We start from the raw sequence: 15,438 nt of genomic DNA, 5'->3' as shown, positions 1-15,438 counted from the left end.
GTCTTGATTATGCCCTAAATTGAGACTTTTTCCTTTTTTTAGTGAAACTTAGTTTTGAGAAACCTAGAAGGCACACTCAAAACTGTAAGTTGAAATAACCCTATTTTTGAGTTAGGTCTATTCCAGTTTTTTCTAATACGCCATTCATGAAATCGTTGAGCTTGTGCATTTCATTTTTACTAGAAGATTTACCTATACTTCCAGCAAAATAAAGTGTAAACCAGATAATTACCATTAAAACCATAATACTAATCTGAATGATAAAATCTTCTCCTAGTTTCCAATTGGTATAAGCCCAAATACCAAAACCTATAAAAAGACAAGCGACTATAAAGTGTAGAAACATAAACATTGTCCAAACAGTGGGGTTGGGACCAAATAAACCATGAAGGATACTCGTTTTTTCATCTACTTCATCAATTTCTAAATGTAGCTGGGGTGTCCAGAATTGTTGTTCTTTTTTAGGGAATTTAATAAAAACATGGTTGTCTATGCGCGTTACGATAAAGTCAGATTGTTCTGTTTTAGAATCTTCAAAAGCCTTGAGTAGAACCTCGTTGTTTTTATTGAGTTCTTTTTTAAATCTGGGTCTTAAAACAATGTCGTTGGCACCTGGCATTTGGTTGATGTTTTTCTGAACTTCAATGTACAGTTTTTTATTTAAATCCAATTTGTGCATTAGAATTTTGAACTGAAAATTTTCAGTCGTTTAATAGTTCCCAAAAAGGGGTGCTTATGATAGTATATTTTATACTTTTGCAAAATGTTTCAAATTGAAAACGAAACCTTTAAGTGATATGAGTAATATAGTAGCTATAGTTGGAAGGCCTAATGTTGGGAAATCAACGTTTTTTAATCGTCTTATTCAGAGGCGTGAAGCCATTGTTGATTCTGTTAGTGGGGTTACTAGAGATCGTCATTATGGAAAAAGTGACTGGAACGGTAAAGAGTTTTCGTTAATTGATACGGGAGGTTATGTTGTTGGTAGCGATGATATTTTTGAAACCGAAATCGATAAACAAGTAGAGTTAGCCATAGACGAGGCCGATGCCATAATTTTTATGGTTGATGTAGAATCAGGGGTTACAGGTATGGATGAAGATGTTGCCAGTTTACTTAGAAAAGTAAATAAACCTGTGTTTTTGGCGGTCAACAAGGTAGATAATTCCAAACGTGCTGAAGATGCTGTAGAATTCTATTCATTAGGTTTAGGTGAATATTATACGGTAGCTAGTATAAACGGAAGTGGAACGGGAGAGTTGTTGGATGCTCTTGTAGAAGCCTTACCAGAAAAGGAAGAGGTAGAAGTAGAAGACTTGCCTCGTTTTGCTGTTGTAGGCCGACCTAATGCCGGGAAGTCTTCGTTTATTAATGCTTTAATAGGTGAGGATAGGTACATTGTTACCGATATAGCTGGAACAACACGAGATGCTATCGATACGAAATACAATCGTTTTGGTTTTGAGTTTAACTTGGTCGATACAGCAGGAATAAGAAGAAAATCCAAAGTAAAAGAAGATTTAGAGTTTTACTCCGTAATGCGAAGTATTAGAGCGATTGAACACGCCGATGTGTGCCTTTTGGTCTTAGATGCTAATCGAGGTTTCGACGGACAAGTGCAAAATATTTTTTGGCTAGCTGAAAGAAATAGAAAAGGGATTGTTGTTCTTGTCAATAAATGGGATTTAGTGGAGAAAGACCATAAATCTGTTAAAGAATACGAAAAAGCAATTCGTAAACAAATGGAGCCTTTTATAGATGTGCCAATTGTTTTTATTTCGGCATTGACCAAACAGCGTATTTACAAAGCCATAGAAACAGCCGTTGAGGTCTATAAGAATAGAAGCAAACGTATTAAAACCAGCGAGCTTAACGATGTGTTTTTGCCAATTATAGAGCATTATCCACCCCCAGCATATAAAGGCAAATTTGTAAAGATTAAGTATGTTATGCAGTTGCCTACGCCGCAACCGCAATTTGCTTTTTTTTGTAACTTGCCACAGTATGTAAAGGATCCATACAAACGTTTTTTGGAGAACAAACTTCGCGATAACTTTGGTTTTACAGGCGTGCCTATTAGCGTTTATATGCGTAAAAAGTAACTTTCACTAATTGACCTTTTTGAGTCATAATGTTATTTTGCCATGCTGAACTCGATTCACTATCTCATAACACCTGTAAATATTTGATGTTTTATGTTGAGAACCTGAAACAAGTTCAGGTTGACAATAAACCATATGATTGATTTCTGGTATTCAAAACAACTTTTTTAAATAATCTTTTGCCTACAAAGATTATAAATGTATATTTGTGTCATACTTAAATAGTACACTAATACATTAGATATGATTTCAATTGAAAACCTTTCTTATAATTATTCTAAGAAAGAAACGCTGTTTAAAGATTTGAATTTTAAACAGGATACAGGGAATATCGTAGGCCTATTGGGTAAGAATGGAGCAGGAAAGTCTACGCTGTTTAAAATTATTTCTGGGTTGGTCCATGTTAAAAGTAATGGGGTAGAAGTAAATGGTTTTAAACCCTCCAATAGAAACCCTAATTTCTTAAGTGATATTTTTTTGGTGACAGAGGCACCATTTTATCCCGCTTTAAGCATTGCATCTTACGTTAAAGTATACAGTACGTTTTATAAGAATTTTGATCATGAAAAAATGAATCAAATTCTATCGGATTTTGAGTTAAAGCCATCTCACAAATTACAAAAACTGTCCCATGGCCAACAAAAGAAGTTTACAATAGCTTTCGCCCTGGCAACAAATTGTAAGCTACTATTGTTAGACGAACCTACCAATGGTTTAGATATACATTCTAAAAGTGTATTTCGTAAAGTTTTGGTCAATGCTGTTGGAGACGACCAATTGGTTTTAATCTCTACACATCAAGTTAAAGATATAGAAGCCGTTATTGATAAGATTGTTATTATCGATAACGGTAATATTGTTTTCGAAGAGGATATGATAACTATTCTTGAAAAATTACAATTTAAAAGAGTGGTCTCGTTAGAGGATAAAACAGTTTTATACTCAGAAAAAAGTGTAGGTGGCTATGATGCCATTCTTCCAGTAATCAACGAAGAGGAAACCGAAATTGATATAGAGCTGCTTTTTAAGGCCGTATTGAACAACGCAGAAATTAAACTATAAATTAAAAAACGTGAAAAAATATTTTCAATTAAAGCGCTTTATAGCATTGTTAAAGTACGATTTTGAACTTAACAAGAAGAAGTATATTCTATTTGCTTTAGGTATGTTTATTGTACTTTTTTTAGTTAGCTATTATCATTTGGATAATAGATACAGAGTTTTAAAAACTGATAGATTTCCCTATAAATTAAAACTTCGTTTATACCAAAATTGGTTTATAAACTATTATCTTATTTTATCAGTTTTAGTGGCTGGAACATCTTTTGCATATTTAAGAAATAAATCGGAAACGATAAGTTTTATAACATTACCGGCCTCGGTCTTTGAGAAGTTTTGTGTTGAGTTTTTAATGAGGTTTATCGTCTTCAATATATTGTATTTCGTGTTTTTTTGGATAGATTTTAAAATCGCGGCACACGTTTTTAAAATGTCTTATGAGAGCAATATGTTTACCGAGATACCTAATTTTTCAATACTCCATCCAATAACCCATAACAAAGAAATATTCGAAAGATATGCAATTCTATGTTCTTTGTTTTCTTTGGCTACATTTATGTTCGCAGGAGCGAGTTACTTTGGTAGATATGCCATATTCAAGACTATACTGGCTTTTGGAGGGCTTCTTCTATTTGCTTATGTTGTTACTTTGATTTTTTACGGTATACTAATGCCTACAAAAGTTAATTATCTTAAAGTTAGAGTATTCGATAGAAAGATGGACAATGGTTATTCTACTACTTTAATTACAATGAGTATTATTTCAATGTTTTCTTGTCTGTTTTTATTACCGTTTACTTACTTTAAGTTAAAAGAAAAGGAGGTTTAAAATGGACTTTAAAGCAACAAAGGGCATATACTTACAAATAGCCGAAAATATTTGTAACCAGATTTTAGAAGGCAAACTAAAACCCGATGAGAGGGTGCCTTCGGTTCGTGATTTGGCTACAGAACTAGAAGTAAATAGAAATACAGTAATGCGGACTTACAGCTATTTGCAAGCAGAAGAAATTTTCGAGAACAAAAGAGGAGTAGGCTTTTTTGTGGCGAGCAACGCTATAGCACTTATAAAAGACAGAGATAAGAATGCATTTTTTAAAAACGAATTTCCGGTGCTTTTAGAAAAAATAAAGTTGTTAAAACTAACAACTAAAGATTTCAAGCAGATTATTGAGGCTTTAAAACTAAACGATTAAAATGAAACACCCATTTTTAACTTTTAACCGTAAAGCTAAAATGATAATTTGGGTGTTGCATGTGAGCATTTAAAGAATATAAATATTAACACATGAAAACAAGTAATTACATATTAATAGGATTTTTAACATTTGTGGCATTTTCACTTTTAGGCTGGCACATAGATTCAAAAATTTATGAAGAAGAATATGATAAAAAGCGAAAAGCCCGAATGGAGTTTTATAGAGCTAGGACTTTGTTAGAAAAAAATAATGACAGCCCAGACAGGCAAGCAGAGTTTACAGAAAAGGCTAAAGAATACTTTAAGTATTACAATAAATATCATTATGATTTTTTTAGTGCTGCAAGTATACTAAATAACCAATTTAAAATGTTTAAAGACACTTCTAATTTGGTGCCGGCCAAGAAATGGATTCATAAAGCCTACGAGTTAAATCCAAAAGACAGACAAGTTAATCTTGTATACGGCGAGGTTTTAGAAAATTTGGGTTTACATGAAGATGCCAATCAATATTTTGATAATGTTAAAAAGTTAGATTCTATTAATGGTATTAAGTATGTAGAATACAAAAACGATGCTGGAGAAACGATAAAACTTCGAAGGAATGTAAAATAACTTTATAATTTATTTAAGAAAGAACATATTAAATTAAGGCTATATTCGTTTTCTAATTAAACAAATAGTAATATTTTTCGGTATAATTTTTGATGTTTTAGACTTCAATGGATATCAGATTTTAATTGAGAAAAAATCATTAGCCAAACCAATAGTTATCTAAAATAACAACTCATCAACATCAATCCAACAAACGAATATTTAAAAAAGCGGGTTCAGACTACTCATGTGGTGTTTACCGTTTCCATATATCTTCTCAAACAAACTATTAATCATCAATTAAATAAACATCATGAAAAAAAACATTCTATTCTTTTGCCTCTGCTTGTTGGCATCATCCTACACCTTTGCTCAAAAAGTTATTGAAAATCCTGAATATGGATATTCAACAGTTCCTGGAGAAATAACTAAAGTAGAACTTTTAGACACCACAACTGTATTGCATTTTCACCTTAAATACATAGCTGGAGGCCGTTTTGGAATTCCCACAGAGACTTACATTCAGGATTTATCAAGTTCAGAAAAACTTTTTGTAACTAATGCTAAAGGTGTGAAACTAGGTAGGAATATTGTTCCAGATTCTGGAGAGATCCTTTATCAATTATACTTTCCTGCTTTAAATAAAAACGTAAAAACCATAGAGTTTGGAGAAGCTAATAATGGTGGCAATTGGTTTGTATATGATATCGTTATTCAAGAGGGCGAAAACGCAACACAATTTCCTATAGCATTAAGAGGAAACTGGCTTCTGGCCGATGGCAGTAACCGTTGGGATTATGGTTTCAACTCAAAGAACGCCATCGTAGAAGAAAAGATTTGGACTTACAAGTCTATAGAAAATAAAGGAAAGAAATACACCATAACTCTAGAGCGTGATGGTAATGTTAAAACCATAACTGCCAAATTGGGAAAAAATGGTATAGTGGCTTTTGGTGATTCACCAAAATCACTTAAAGAGTATAGTTTAAAAAAGGTTTATAATCCTGATTTTAAGATGAAGGACGATAAAGCGTTTGAGGCTATAACATTTGCCTTGGACTCTACAACCTACTCGGGAGTTATAAAAGGGTTTTCTGAAAAGGTGAAGCAAAAAACCGCTATGGTTCATGTTAATAATCCGTTTAAAGGAGATCAGGAATCTCACTTAATTAAAATCAATAATGATGGTAGTTTTAAGGTTAAGTTTCCAATTACGCACCCACAAACGGTTTTTGTACGTATGCAATCAGGAGGCTTCTATGTATTCGTAGAACCGAATAAAGAAACATTTCATTACTTATATAATAAGGAGTCTTTCTTTATGGGTGACAACGCTCAAATTAATGCAGGCCTAGAAGCCTTGAAGGATGTGAATTTTATATTGAGCAGGAAAGAAAGAAATGAGATAGGGATAACTTCTCCCGAAGATTATAAAATCTTGTGCATTCAGAAAAAGGAAAATGTAGTAAATAAAATCCTTGAGTTCCAGAAGCATAATTTTATAAGTAAAAAAGCGTTGCAGTTAAAAAATACAGAAATTGAATTAGAGTTCTATCAAGGCCTTTTAGCTTACAGTATGTATAGGGGCTCTTTAGAATATAGAAATAAAAAAGCCAAAGAAGAGAAAGATAAATTACCGTTTAAGGCATTTGAGGTTAGTAACGATTATTACAATTTTCTACCAAAAGATATTTTAGATAATGAATTATTAGCCTTATCCGGCAGCTATTACTTCCTCACGAATTATATAGTGTATGCCGATATTTTTAGAGTCAACAGACTACCCAATTTAAATACTGTAGACAGGGCTTTATGGCTAAAGAACAAAGGTGTGGAACTAACTACCGATGAACTTAACATGGTAGAATTTAGTAAACAGATTGAAACACCAGAAATGATTGCCAAGAAAGAGGAATTCGAAAAGGTTTATGGTGATACTAGACAGGCGTTCTATAAAAAATATAACCCGCATTTTGAAGAAATATCTAAGTACATTAAGAGTCTGGACCAACCCACGCACGACTTTATTCTTAGTGTTGTAGATTATTTAAAAACTAAAAACATTGAAATTACAGAAGAGGAAGCTAAAATGGTAAGTGCTTTAGAAGCATTAAAAACACCCATAGAAATTGAGCAACAACGTCAATTTTATGAGCAATTTGCCAAGGCAAACATTACGTTTAATAACAAATACATCGAACACGCCTCTGAAATTTCTAGAGAAAGAAGGGCATTGGAAAAAGATAAAAAAATAGAAGCCTTTTTTGGAAGAAAGGATTCGTTTATGCAAGATGTCATGATGATGCAAGCATTTTATAAGACATTTGAAGATTATAAGGTTTTTGATAATAGGGCTCTGGAAGTTGCTCAGGCTAAGTTGAATATTACGTTTTTAAAGGATTATTTAGCATTTACTAACGAAGAGACAAAAGCGAAGATAGAATTAAACAAAACCAAAGGAGGTTACACGGTACACAATATCGAAAAAAGTGAAGGCGACGAGCTTTTTGAAGCCATGATAAAAAAGTTTAAGGGTAAAGTAGTGTATGTAGATTTTTGGGCCACGTGGTGCGGACCATGTAAATCGGGGATAAAGCGAATTGCACCTTTAAAAGAAGAGCTGGTAGATGAAGATGTGGTGTTCTTATATGTTACCAACCAAACTTCGCCAGAAGGGACATGGAGAAATTCTATAGCCAATATTAAAGGCGAACACTATAGGGTTTCTGCAGATGAGTGGAACTACTTAAAAGAAAAATTTAAAATTTCTGGAATTCCACATTATGTACTCGTAAATAAAAAAGGTGAAATTGTAAAACCTAAAATGGCGTATTTGTCGAACTCAGGTTTAAAACGCATTTTTAAAGCTGAATTGTCTAAATAGATTAAATAGAACACCCCTTCAATAAAAAAGAGGTTAATCGATAAGATTAACCTCTTTTTTATGTCACATATTGATAAACGTTGGCGTAACACAATCTTACTTTTATTTTATGAAGAAACTATATCCTATTGACAGGTTGAGTGCAGTCGAAACTTAGTTAAAATAACGCTATTTAGATGCCTTTAGATTAGCTTAGCACGGTGCTTTCAATGAAAATATATTTCATTTCAGTAATGCTCAAGGTGATGAACTATTGTTTTGTTAAACTTTTAGCTGTTTCTTGGTAAGGATTTATACCAAACTCACGTTAAATAGTATTTTGGGTTACCAGCCTCCAGAGGCACCGCCTCCGCCAAAGCTACCACCGCCACCAAAACCGCCAAAACCTCCGCCAGATGACCATCCGCCACCAGAAGAGCTGCCACCCCAGCCACTGCTGGATGAACGCCCCATGTTGCTCAAAATAATGGCGTCTAGAATACTCGTGCCGTTAGTGCGGTTCCCTCGATTACCACCTCGTCCGCCACCGCGTTTATTTTTAGAAATGGAAATAAGGATTATAAAGAAGATAAAAAGGAAAATCAATAGGGCGCCAACTGGGAAATCGTTATTTGATTTTCTTGAGCCTTTGTATTCACCTTGAAGAACTTCAAAAATAGCATCTGTGCCTCTATTAAGTCCACCATAATAATCGTTTCTCTTAAAGAAAGGAATAATGTCTCGTTCTATAATTCTTTTGGAAAGGGCGTCTGTTAGCAGGTATTCAATACCGTAACCTGTGCTTATAGCTATTTTTCTATCGTCTTTTGCAAGTAGAATCAATATTCCATTATCTTTTCCTTCTTGACCAATTTGCCATTTTTCTCCCCATTGTGCACCTAAGAAATTAATATTTTCACCTTTGGTGGTGGGGATGATAATAAGGGCAACTTCGGTTGATGTTGTATCGTTATAATTTTTCAGTTTGTCATATAGAAACTTGAATTCCTGTTTGCTTAAGGTTTCAGTGCTATCTATTACCGGAGGAATGAAACTAGGCTTTTCAGGTATGTCATACTGCGCATGGGAAATATTAAATGAAAAAACAAGGAGCCACAGTATGGATGCAAAAGAAATGATTTTTCTCTTGGTATACTGTTTACTGCCTACTGGCAACTGCAAACTGCTTAATAAATACTGCATACTGGAATTAGCCTTTTGAAATTTCGTCTGGAAGTTCGTTAGTATCTGTGTCTGTATATGGAAAATGAGTCTTGAGCTGTTCGCCAGACATCAAAATGCCTTCTACCAAACCTTGTTTAAAATTTCCATTCTTAAAATGCGACTGGATAACATCTTTGGTGCTATTCCAAAAATCTTTGGGCACAACGTCGTTAATCCCTTTGTCACCATAAATCACGAAGTTTCTATCTTCAACAGCAACATAAATGAGTACCCCATTTTGCGCTTTGGTATTTTCCATTTTAAGGGTGTAGAACACTTCCAAAGCCCGCTCTGAAGCATCACCGTTGGAGGTTTTTTCTATATGAACCCGTATTTCACCTGAGGTGTTTAATTCTGCTTTGCGAATGGCTTCAACGATATCTTGTTCTTCAGAAGCCGAAAGAAAGTCTTCGATTTTAGACATTAAAATTCAACTTTTGGAGCTTTTTCGCTACCTGGGCTAGATTTAAACGCCGGCATCTGGTCAAATCCAAAAATTCCTGCCAATAAGTTCATGGGAAACTTTCTAACATAGGTATTGTACTCACGAGTTAAATCATTGAATCTATTTCTTTCAACATTAATTCTGTTTTCAGTGCCTTCCAATTGTGATTGTAGTTCTAAAAAATTCTGATTAGCTTTTAAGTCAGGATAACGTTCAACAGTTAAAAGAAGTCTAGAAAGTGCACCACTTAAACCTTGTTGAGCTTGTTCAAATTGAGCTATTTTTTCGGGAGTCAACTCATCAACTTTTATTTCTGGTTTTGTAGCTTCTGCTCTTGCTTTTATAACGCCTTCCAAAGTTTCTTTTTCGTGAGCTGCATACCCTTTTACTGTAGCCACTAAATTAGGTATTAGGTCTGCTCTCCTTTGATATGCGCTTTCAACATCAGCCCATTGAGTTTCTGCACTGACTTCTTTTGAAGTCATTTTGTTAAACATAAAAATAACGATTAGAACAAGTAGTCCCAAGAATATGTATAATCCCTTTTTCTTCATGATGTAAATAGTTTATTAAATGTGTTATTGGTTAATTATGTGACACAAAAGAGACTAAAAAGTTACATAATATTGGTCTAACTTTTTAAAGGTGTTCTTTTATTTTAATGAGCTGCTCTTTAATGTCTTCCAGTTTGCTCACAATCTCAAAGTTACTTAAAGCGGCTTTCTTTTCCTCTTTTAAGTGAATCTTGGCGCCTTCTAAAGTAAACCCACGTTCTTTTACTAAATGATAAATAAACTTTAGGTTTTTAACATCTTCTGGAGTAAACTTACGATTGCCCTTGGCATTTTTCTTTGGTTTTAGAATATCAAACTCCTTTTCCCAAAAGCGAATTAAAGATGTGTTTACGCCAAAAGCCTTTGCCACTTCGCCAATGCCGTAATAACGTCGTTCTGGTAAATCTATTTGCATATTAATCGAGAGATTGATTTTCTAATGAGGCATGCTCCAGCATTTTACTAAATTCTTCGGCGGTTAAACTACCGTAATAAAAGTTAACGGGGTTTATATTTTTGCCATCTTTTCTAATTTCATAATGTAAATGTGGCGCTTGTGAGCGTCCTGTACTACCAACAAAACCTATTAAGTCCCCACGTTTCACTTTTTGGTTTTTTCTAACATTGTATTTGTATAAGTGCGCATAGAGACTAACATAGCCAAAGCCATGATCAATGCGTATGTGCTTACCATAGCCACTGGATCTAGAATCTGCCCTTATGACTTTTCCATCTCCACTGGCGTAAATTGGGGTACCCCTAGGTGCTGTAAAATCCATGCCTTTATGCATTTTTCGTGCTTTGGTAAATGGGTCTGTGCGCATACCGTAACCAGAAGCCATACGTGTTAAATCTTCGTTGCTAACAGGTTGTATAGCGGGGATAGCAGCTAAAAGTTTTTCCTTTTCCTCGGCTAAGGCCTTTATTTCGTCTAAGGATTTCGATTGAACGACAATCTGCTTTTGTAAAACATCAAGCCGTTTGTTGCTTTCCATAATTAGTTTGGAATTATCATAACCTTCAAACTTTTTATATCTGTTAATTCCGCCAAAACCAGCTTGCCTTTGGGATTCGGGAATTGGGTTGGCTTCAAAGTAAACGCGGTAAATATTATTGTCCCTGTCGGCAACATTGGCGAGTACTTTCTCGGCATGATCCATTTTTTTGTTTAATAGCTCAAATTGAAACTCCATGTTTTGAAGCTCTCGTTTTAGAGCCTTTTCTTTGGGAGATTCAAAGTAGTAGCTGCCAACAAAAACAAACATAAATCCAAACAAAGCCGAAGCCAATAAAAATACCATGGCATATTTAAAGGTTCGTCTTTTTTTTCGCTCAATTTTGCGATAAGAAAGTGATTCTGGATCGTAGTAATATTTTACCTTACTCATTACTTATTTTATACTATTTTTGCATGAAATAAATTCGAGCCTTAGAACTTGAATTATTTAAGCTAACGACCAAACCTGTTCATTTATTTTTCGATGTTAGAAGTTCGTTTTAAAATGAAACAACTTTAGTTAAATCGAAACTAGAATTGAAATTTGGTGAGTAAAGATAAAAATTGTTTTACAATTAATATAATTTAACGAAATCAGGATATTCCCAGAATACATGAAGTCACAAGAGATTCGATCTAAGTTTTTAAGTTTTTTTGAAGATAAGAAACATGCTATAGTGCCCTCTGCACCAATGGTTTTAAAAGATGACCCCACCTTAATGTTTGTGAATTCTGGTATGGCCCCTTTTAAGGAGTACTTTTTAGGGAATGCCGAACCGAAAAGCAATAGAATAGCAGATACTCAAAAATGCTTACGGGTTTCGGGAAAACATAACGACTTAGAAGAAGTTGGTTATGATACCTATCACCATACACTTTTCGAAATGCTAGGTAACTGGAGTTTTGGTGATTATTTTAAGAGAGAAGCTATAGCTTGGGCTTGGGAACTATTGACTGAAGTTTACGGTATCGATAAAGATATTCTTTACGTAACTGTTTTTGAAGGTGATGAAGGCGATAAGCTACCAATGGATACCGAGGCCTACGATTTTTGGAAAAAACATATTTCTGAAGACCGTATCCTAAAAGGAAACAAAAAAGATAACTTTTGGGAAATGGGCGACCAAGGACCTTGTGGTCCTTGTAGTGAAATACATGTTGATATTCGTTCTGCCGAAGAAAAAGCAAAAGTTGATGGAAAAGACCTTGTGAATATGGATCATCCACAGGTGGTGGAGATTTGGAACCTGGTTTTTATGCAATATAATAGAAAAGCCAATGGGTCTCTGGAGCCATTGCCAAATAAGCATATAGACACCGGAATGGGGTTTGAGCGTTTATGCATGGTATTACAAGGTGTTCAAAGTAATTACGATACCGATGTATTTACCCCAATCATTAGGGAGATTGAAGCGATAAGTCGTAAAGATTATGGTAAAGACGAAAAGGTTGATATTGCCATTAGGGTGATTTCAGATCATGTTCGCGCTGTGGCATTTTCTATTGCCGATGGACAATTACCAAGCAACAATGGAGCGGGTTATGTGATTAGAAGGATTTTAAGAAGAGCCGTTCGTTATGGCTTTACATTTTTAGATAAGAAAGAGCCATTTATTTACCGATTGGTAGATGTGTTAAGTGAGAAAATGGGAAAAGCATTTCCAGAATTAAAATCACAAAAACAGCTTATTGAGAATGTGATTAAAGAAGAGGAAAATTCTTTTTTAAGAACACTAGAACAAGGTTTGGTGTTATTAAATAGAATTGTCGATGAAACCAAGGGCGATACTATTTCTGGAGAGAAAGCATTCGAACTTTATGATACCTATGGTTTTCCAATAGATTTAACATCTTTAATATTAGGTGAAAAAGGTTATAAACTTGATGAAGCTGGCTTCAATAAGGAGTTACAAAAACAAAAGGATAGATCTAGGGCGGCAAGTGAGATGTCTACAGACGACTGGACCATTTTAGTTGACGATGCCGAACAAGAATTTATTGGATATGATGCCCTAGAAGCTAATGTCAAGATTACACGATACAGAAAGGTAACTTCTAAAAAAGAAGGCGATATGTATCAGTTGGTTTTTAATTTAACACCATTTTATGCCGAAGGCGGTGGCCAAGTTGGTGATAAAGGGTATTTAGAAGATGCCCATGGCGATGTAGTTTACATTTTAGACACAAAAAAGGAAAACAATGTTATTATTCATTTCGCTAAAAACCTACCAAAGGATGTAAAGGCTTCTTTTAAGGCGGTTGTAGATTCTAAGCAACGCCATAGAACCGAATGTAACCACACAGCAACACATTTATTACACCAAGCATTAAGAGAAGTGTTGGGAACTCATGTAGAACAAAAAGGTAGTGCGGTTCACTCTAAATATTTACGTTTCGATTTTTCTCATTTTTCAAAAATGACGATTGATGAGTTAAGAGATGTAGAAAACTTTGTAAATGCCAGGATTGATGGCAAGTTACCATTAGAAGAAAAGCGAAATATACCAATGCATGAAGCTATTGCCGAAGGTGCTATGGCTTTATTCGGTGAGAAATACGGTGATACTGTTAGAGCAATTCGTTTTGGTCAGTCTGTTGAACTTTGTGGAGGAACACATGTTAGTAATACTGCCGATATTTGGCATTTTAAAATAGTATCTGAAGGTGCAGTAGCAGCAGGAATTCGCAGAATAGAAGCGATTACTAACGATGCTGTTAAGGATTTTTATCATGAAAATAACCGTGCTTATTTTGAAATGAAAGATCTACTTAACAATGCCAAAGAACCTGTTAAGGCGCTTCAAAGTTTACAAGGCGAAAATGCTAACCTTAGAAAGCAGATTGAAGCCTTGTTGAAGGATAAAGCTAAAAATATTAAAGGGGAATTAAAAAGTGAATTGACCGATGTAAACGGTATTCAGTTTTTAGCTAAAAAAGTAGATTTAGATGCCGCTGGAATTAAGGATGTTGCTTTCGAATTAGGAGGTCAATTTGATAATTTGTTTTTATTACTCGGTGCCGAACAAAACGGAAAAGCTTTATTGTCTTGCTATATCTCTAAGGAGTTGGTGGCAAGCAAGGAGTTAAATGCTGGACAGGTAGTTCGCGAACTTGGTAAGCATATTCAAGGAGGCGGAGGCGGACAGCCTTTCTTCGCTACGGCGGGAGGAAAAAATCCAGCAGGTATTGAAGAGGCTTTATTAGCAGCTAAGGAGTTCGTGAAATAGGGCTTAATTAATCCCTAACATTTTATTGAAGGTTCTTACTTCGCATCTGTAAAACTTCATAAGTTTACTTTTTAGGGCTGCCATTTTTTTGTTGTTTTTCATAATTCATTTATTTGATGTGTTAGACAAGCAAATATTTAAAATGTTACAATTGGATTTGTTTTTATGAATCTTCAAACCAAAATACCATTACCTAAACGGCCTAACAATCTAATAGGCTATGAATCTAATATTCTGCTCCTAGGCTCTTGCTTTGTTGAAAATATTGGAGAGAAATTAGATTATTTTAAATTTAAAAATCTCATAAATCCGTTTGGGGTGTTATTCAATCCCAAGGCTATTGAGGCTTTGGTTAGAAACTCTGTTCAAGGAAAAGTTTATTCCGAGGTAGATATATTTCAAAATAATGAACAATGGCATTGTTTTGATGCACATTCTAAGTTGAGCAATTCCTCAAAGCCTGGGTTGCTGAATGACTTAAATGAACAAGTCACTTTAACCGCCAATCAGCTCAAAAATGCTTCTCACGTCATCATCACTTTGGGGACAGCATGGGTTTACAGGAATAAAGAATCCAACAATGTTGTTGCCAACTGCCATAAAATGTCCCAGAACGTTTTTTCGAAAGAACTGCTTTCGGTTGATGAAGTTTTAGTTTCTTTAAAAGCAATGGTTGATTCAATTCGAGAAGTAAACCCTGATGTGAGTATCATTTTTACAGTTTCGCCGGTTAGACATTTAAAAGACGGATTTGTCGAGAACACACAAAGTAAAGCACATTTAATAACGGCAATACACAAGCTTTTGTCGACAAGCGTGGAGTCGGGAGGTCTTCATTATTTCCCATCCTATGAAATCATGATGGACGAACTTCGAGATTATCGATTTTATACCGAGGATATGATTCATCCCAATCAAACCGCTATTGATTATATTTGGGGAAAATTCAAAGAGGTTTGGATAGCTTCCGTTGCTCAAAAAACTATGGATGATGTTTGTGCCGTTCAAAAAGGATTACTTCATAAGCCTTTCAATCCTAACTCTGAAGCCCACCAAAAGTTTTTGCGGAATTTAAAGCAAAAGCAAAAGGATTTGAAAGCTCAATTTCAGCATATTAGTTTTTAAAATACGACTTTTTGCGTATGTTTATAAACTAAGGGATTTGTTAAGTTGCA

Annotated in this window: 14 protein-coding genes; 8 read left to right on the top strand and 6 right to left on the bottom strand. The window is 34.6% G+C overall.

The genetic code is table 11. The features are described 5' to 3' along the window. Positions 1–100: 100 nt before the first annotated feature. On the bottom strand, positions 101–670 hold the full coding sequence (locus M0214_RS03120; protein WP_371873528.1) for a GTP-binding protein: 570 nt from the start codon (positions 668–670) through the stop codon (positions 101–103). Between the two features lie 127 nt (positions 671–797). Here M0214_RS03120 and der point away from each other — a divergent pair, with 127 nt between their 5' ends. The 6 genes from der (at position 798) to M0214_RS03090 (ending at position 7,837) form a co-directional block, all read left to right on the top strand. Continuing rightward, positions 798–2,102 (top strand): ribosome biogenesis GTPase Der, encoded by a 1,305-nt coding sequence (gene der, locus M0214_RS03115; RefSeq protein ID WP_248724013.1) that lies wholly within the window; start codon positions 798–800, stop codon positions 2,100–2,102. Between the two features lie 243 nt (positions 2,103–2,345). After that, entirely contained in the window at positions 2,346–3,164 is an 819-nt protein-coding gene (locus M0214_RS03110) for an ATP-binding cassette domain-containing protein (protein WP_248724012.1), read from the top strand. A gap of 10 nt (positions 3,165–3,174) precedes the next feature. Then, entirely contained in the window at positions 3,175–3,990 is an 816-nt protein-coding gene (locus tag M0214_RS03105) for a hypothetical protein (protein WP_248724011.1), read from the top strand. A 1-nt stretch (position 3,991) separates the two neighbouring features. Next, positions 3,992–4,357, top strand: a complete 366-nt coding sequence (locus M0214_RS03100) for a GntR family transcriptional regulator (protein WP_248724010.1) — start codon at positions 3,992–3,994, stop codon at positions 4,355–4,357. Between the two features lie 92 nt (positions 4,358–4,449). Beyond that, positions 4,450–4,974, top strand: a complete 525-nt coding sequence (locus M0214_RS03095) for a M48 family metallopeptidase (protein WP_248724009.1) — start codon at positions 4,450–4,452, stop codon at positions 4,972–4,974. A 292-nt stretch (positions 4,975–5,266) separates the two neighbouring features. Continuing rightward, positions 5,267–7,837: a TlpA disulfide reductase family protein gene (locus tag M0214_RS03090; RefSeq protein ID WP_248724008.1), complete on the top strand. Its 2,571-nt coding sequence runs from the start codon at positions 5,267–5,269 to the stop codon at positions 7,835–7,837. Positions 7,838–8,161: 324 nt separating this feature from the next. Here M0214_RS03090 and M0214_RS03085 read toward each other — a convergent pair whose 3' ends face one another. From M0214_RS03085 to M0214_RS03065, 5 genes are all read right to left on the bottom strand, one after another. Next, complete coding sequence (locus M0214_RS03085; RefSeq protein ID WP_248724007.1) at positions 8,162–9,019, bottom strand: YgcG family protein; 858 nt, start codon at positions 9,017–9,019, stop codon at positions 8,162–8,164. Positions 9,020–9,026: 7 nt separating this feature from the next. Further along, a complete protein-coding gene (locus M0214_RS03080; protein ID WP_248724006.1) occupies positions 9,027–9,464 on the bottom strand; it encodes a TPM domain-containing protein in 438 nt (145 codons plus the stop codon). After that, on the bottom strand, positions 9,464–10,039 hold the full coding sequence (locus tag M0214_RS03075; protein ID WP_248724005.1) for a LemA family protein: 576 nt from the start codon (positions 10,037–10,039) through the stop codon (positions 9,464–9,466). Before M0214_RS03075 ends, M0214_RS03080 begins: the two co-directional genes overlap by 1 nt. Positions 10,040–10,124: 85 nt before the next feature. Next, positions 10,125–10,454 (bottom strand): MerR family transcriptional regulator, encoded by a 330-nt coding sequence (locus M0214_RS03070; protein ID WP_248724004.1) that lies wholly within the window; start codon positions 10,452–10,454, stop codon positions 10,125–10,127. 1 nt (position 10,455) lies between these two features. After that, on the bottom strand, positions 10,456–11,427 hold the full coding sequence (locus M0214_RS03065) for a M23 family metallopeptidase (RefSeq protein ID WP_248724003.1): 972 nt from the start codon (positions 11,425–11,427) through the stop codon (positions 10,456–10,458). A gap of 223 nt (positions 11,428–11,650) precedes the next feature. Here M0214_RS03065 and alaS point away from each other — a divergent pair, with 223 nt between their 5' ends. After that, positions 11,651–14,263 carry an alanine--tRNA ligase gene (alaS, locus tag M0214_RS03060; RefSeq protein ID WP_248724002.1) on the top strand — a complete coding sequence of 871 codons (2,613 nt, stop codon included), beginning with the start codon at positions 11,651–11,653 and terminating at the stop codon, positions 14,261–14,263. Positions 14,264–14,428: 165 nt separating this feature from the next. Further along, a complete protein-coding gene (locus M0214_RS03055; RefSeq protein WP_248724001.1) occupies positions 14,429–15,388 on the top strand; it encodes a GSCFA domain-containing protein in 960 nt (319 codons plus the stop codon). The last annotated feature ends 50 nt before the right edge of the window (positions 15,389–15,438 follow it).

It is taken from the genome of Seonamhaeicola sp. ML3, from assembly GCF_023273855.1.
Taxonomy (GTDB): Bacteria; Bacteroidota; Bacteroidia; order Flavobacteriales; family Flavobacteriaceae; genus Seonamhaeicola.
This window is presented reverse-complemented; position numbering and strand designations above follow the sequence as displayed.

Coding starts and splice junctions, on each gene's coding strand:
- M0214_RS03095 (WP_248724009.1), top strand. CDS start 4,450: ATGAAAACAAGTAATTACATATTAATAGGATTTTTAACATTTGTGGCA.
- M0214_RS03100 (WP_248724010.1), top strand. CDS start 3,992: ATGGACTTTAAAGCAACAAAGGGCATATACTTACAAATAGCCGAAAAT.
- M0214_RS03075 (WP_248724005.1), bottom strand. CDS start 10,039: ATGAAGAAAAAGGGATTATACATATTCTTGGGACTACTTGTTCTAATC.
- M0214_RS03110 (WP_248724012.1), top strand. CDS start 2,346: ATGATTTCAATTGAAAACCTTTCTTATAATTATTCTAAGAAAGAAACG.
- der (WP_248724013.1), top strand. CDS start 798: ATGAGTAATATAGTAGCTATAGTTGGAAGGCCTAATGTTGGGAAATCA.
- M0214_RS03055 (WP_248724001.1), top strand. CDS start 14,429: ATGAATCTTCAAACCAAAATACCATTACCTAAACGGCCTAACAATCTA.
- M0214_RS03065 (WP_248724003.1), bottom strand. CDS start 11,427: ATGAGTAAGGTAAAATATTACTACGATCCAGAATCACTTTCTTATCGC.
- alaS (WP_248724002.1), top strand. CDS start 11,651: ATGAAGTCACAAGAGATTCGATCTAAGTTTTTAAGTTTTTTTGAAGAT.
- M0214_RS03085 (WP_248724007.1), bottom strand. CDS start 9,019: ATGCAGTATTTATTAAGCAGTTTGCAGTTGCCAGTAGGCAGTAAACAG.
- M0214_RS03070 (WP_248724004.1), bottom strand. CDS start 10,454: ATGCAAATAGATTTACCAGAACGACGTTATTACGGCATTGGCGAAGTG.
- M0214_RS03090 (WP_248724008.1), top strand. CDS start 5,267: ATGAAAAAAAACATTCTATTCTTTTGCCTCTGCTTGTTGGCATCATCC.
- M0214_RS03080 (WP_248724006.1), bottom strand. CDS start 9,464: ATGTCTAAAATCGAAGACTTTCTTTCGGCTTCTGAAGAACAAGATATC.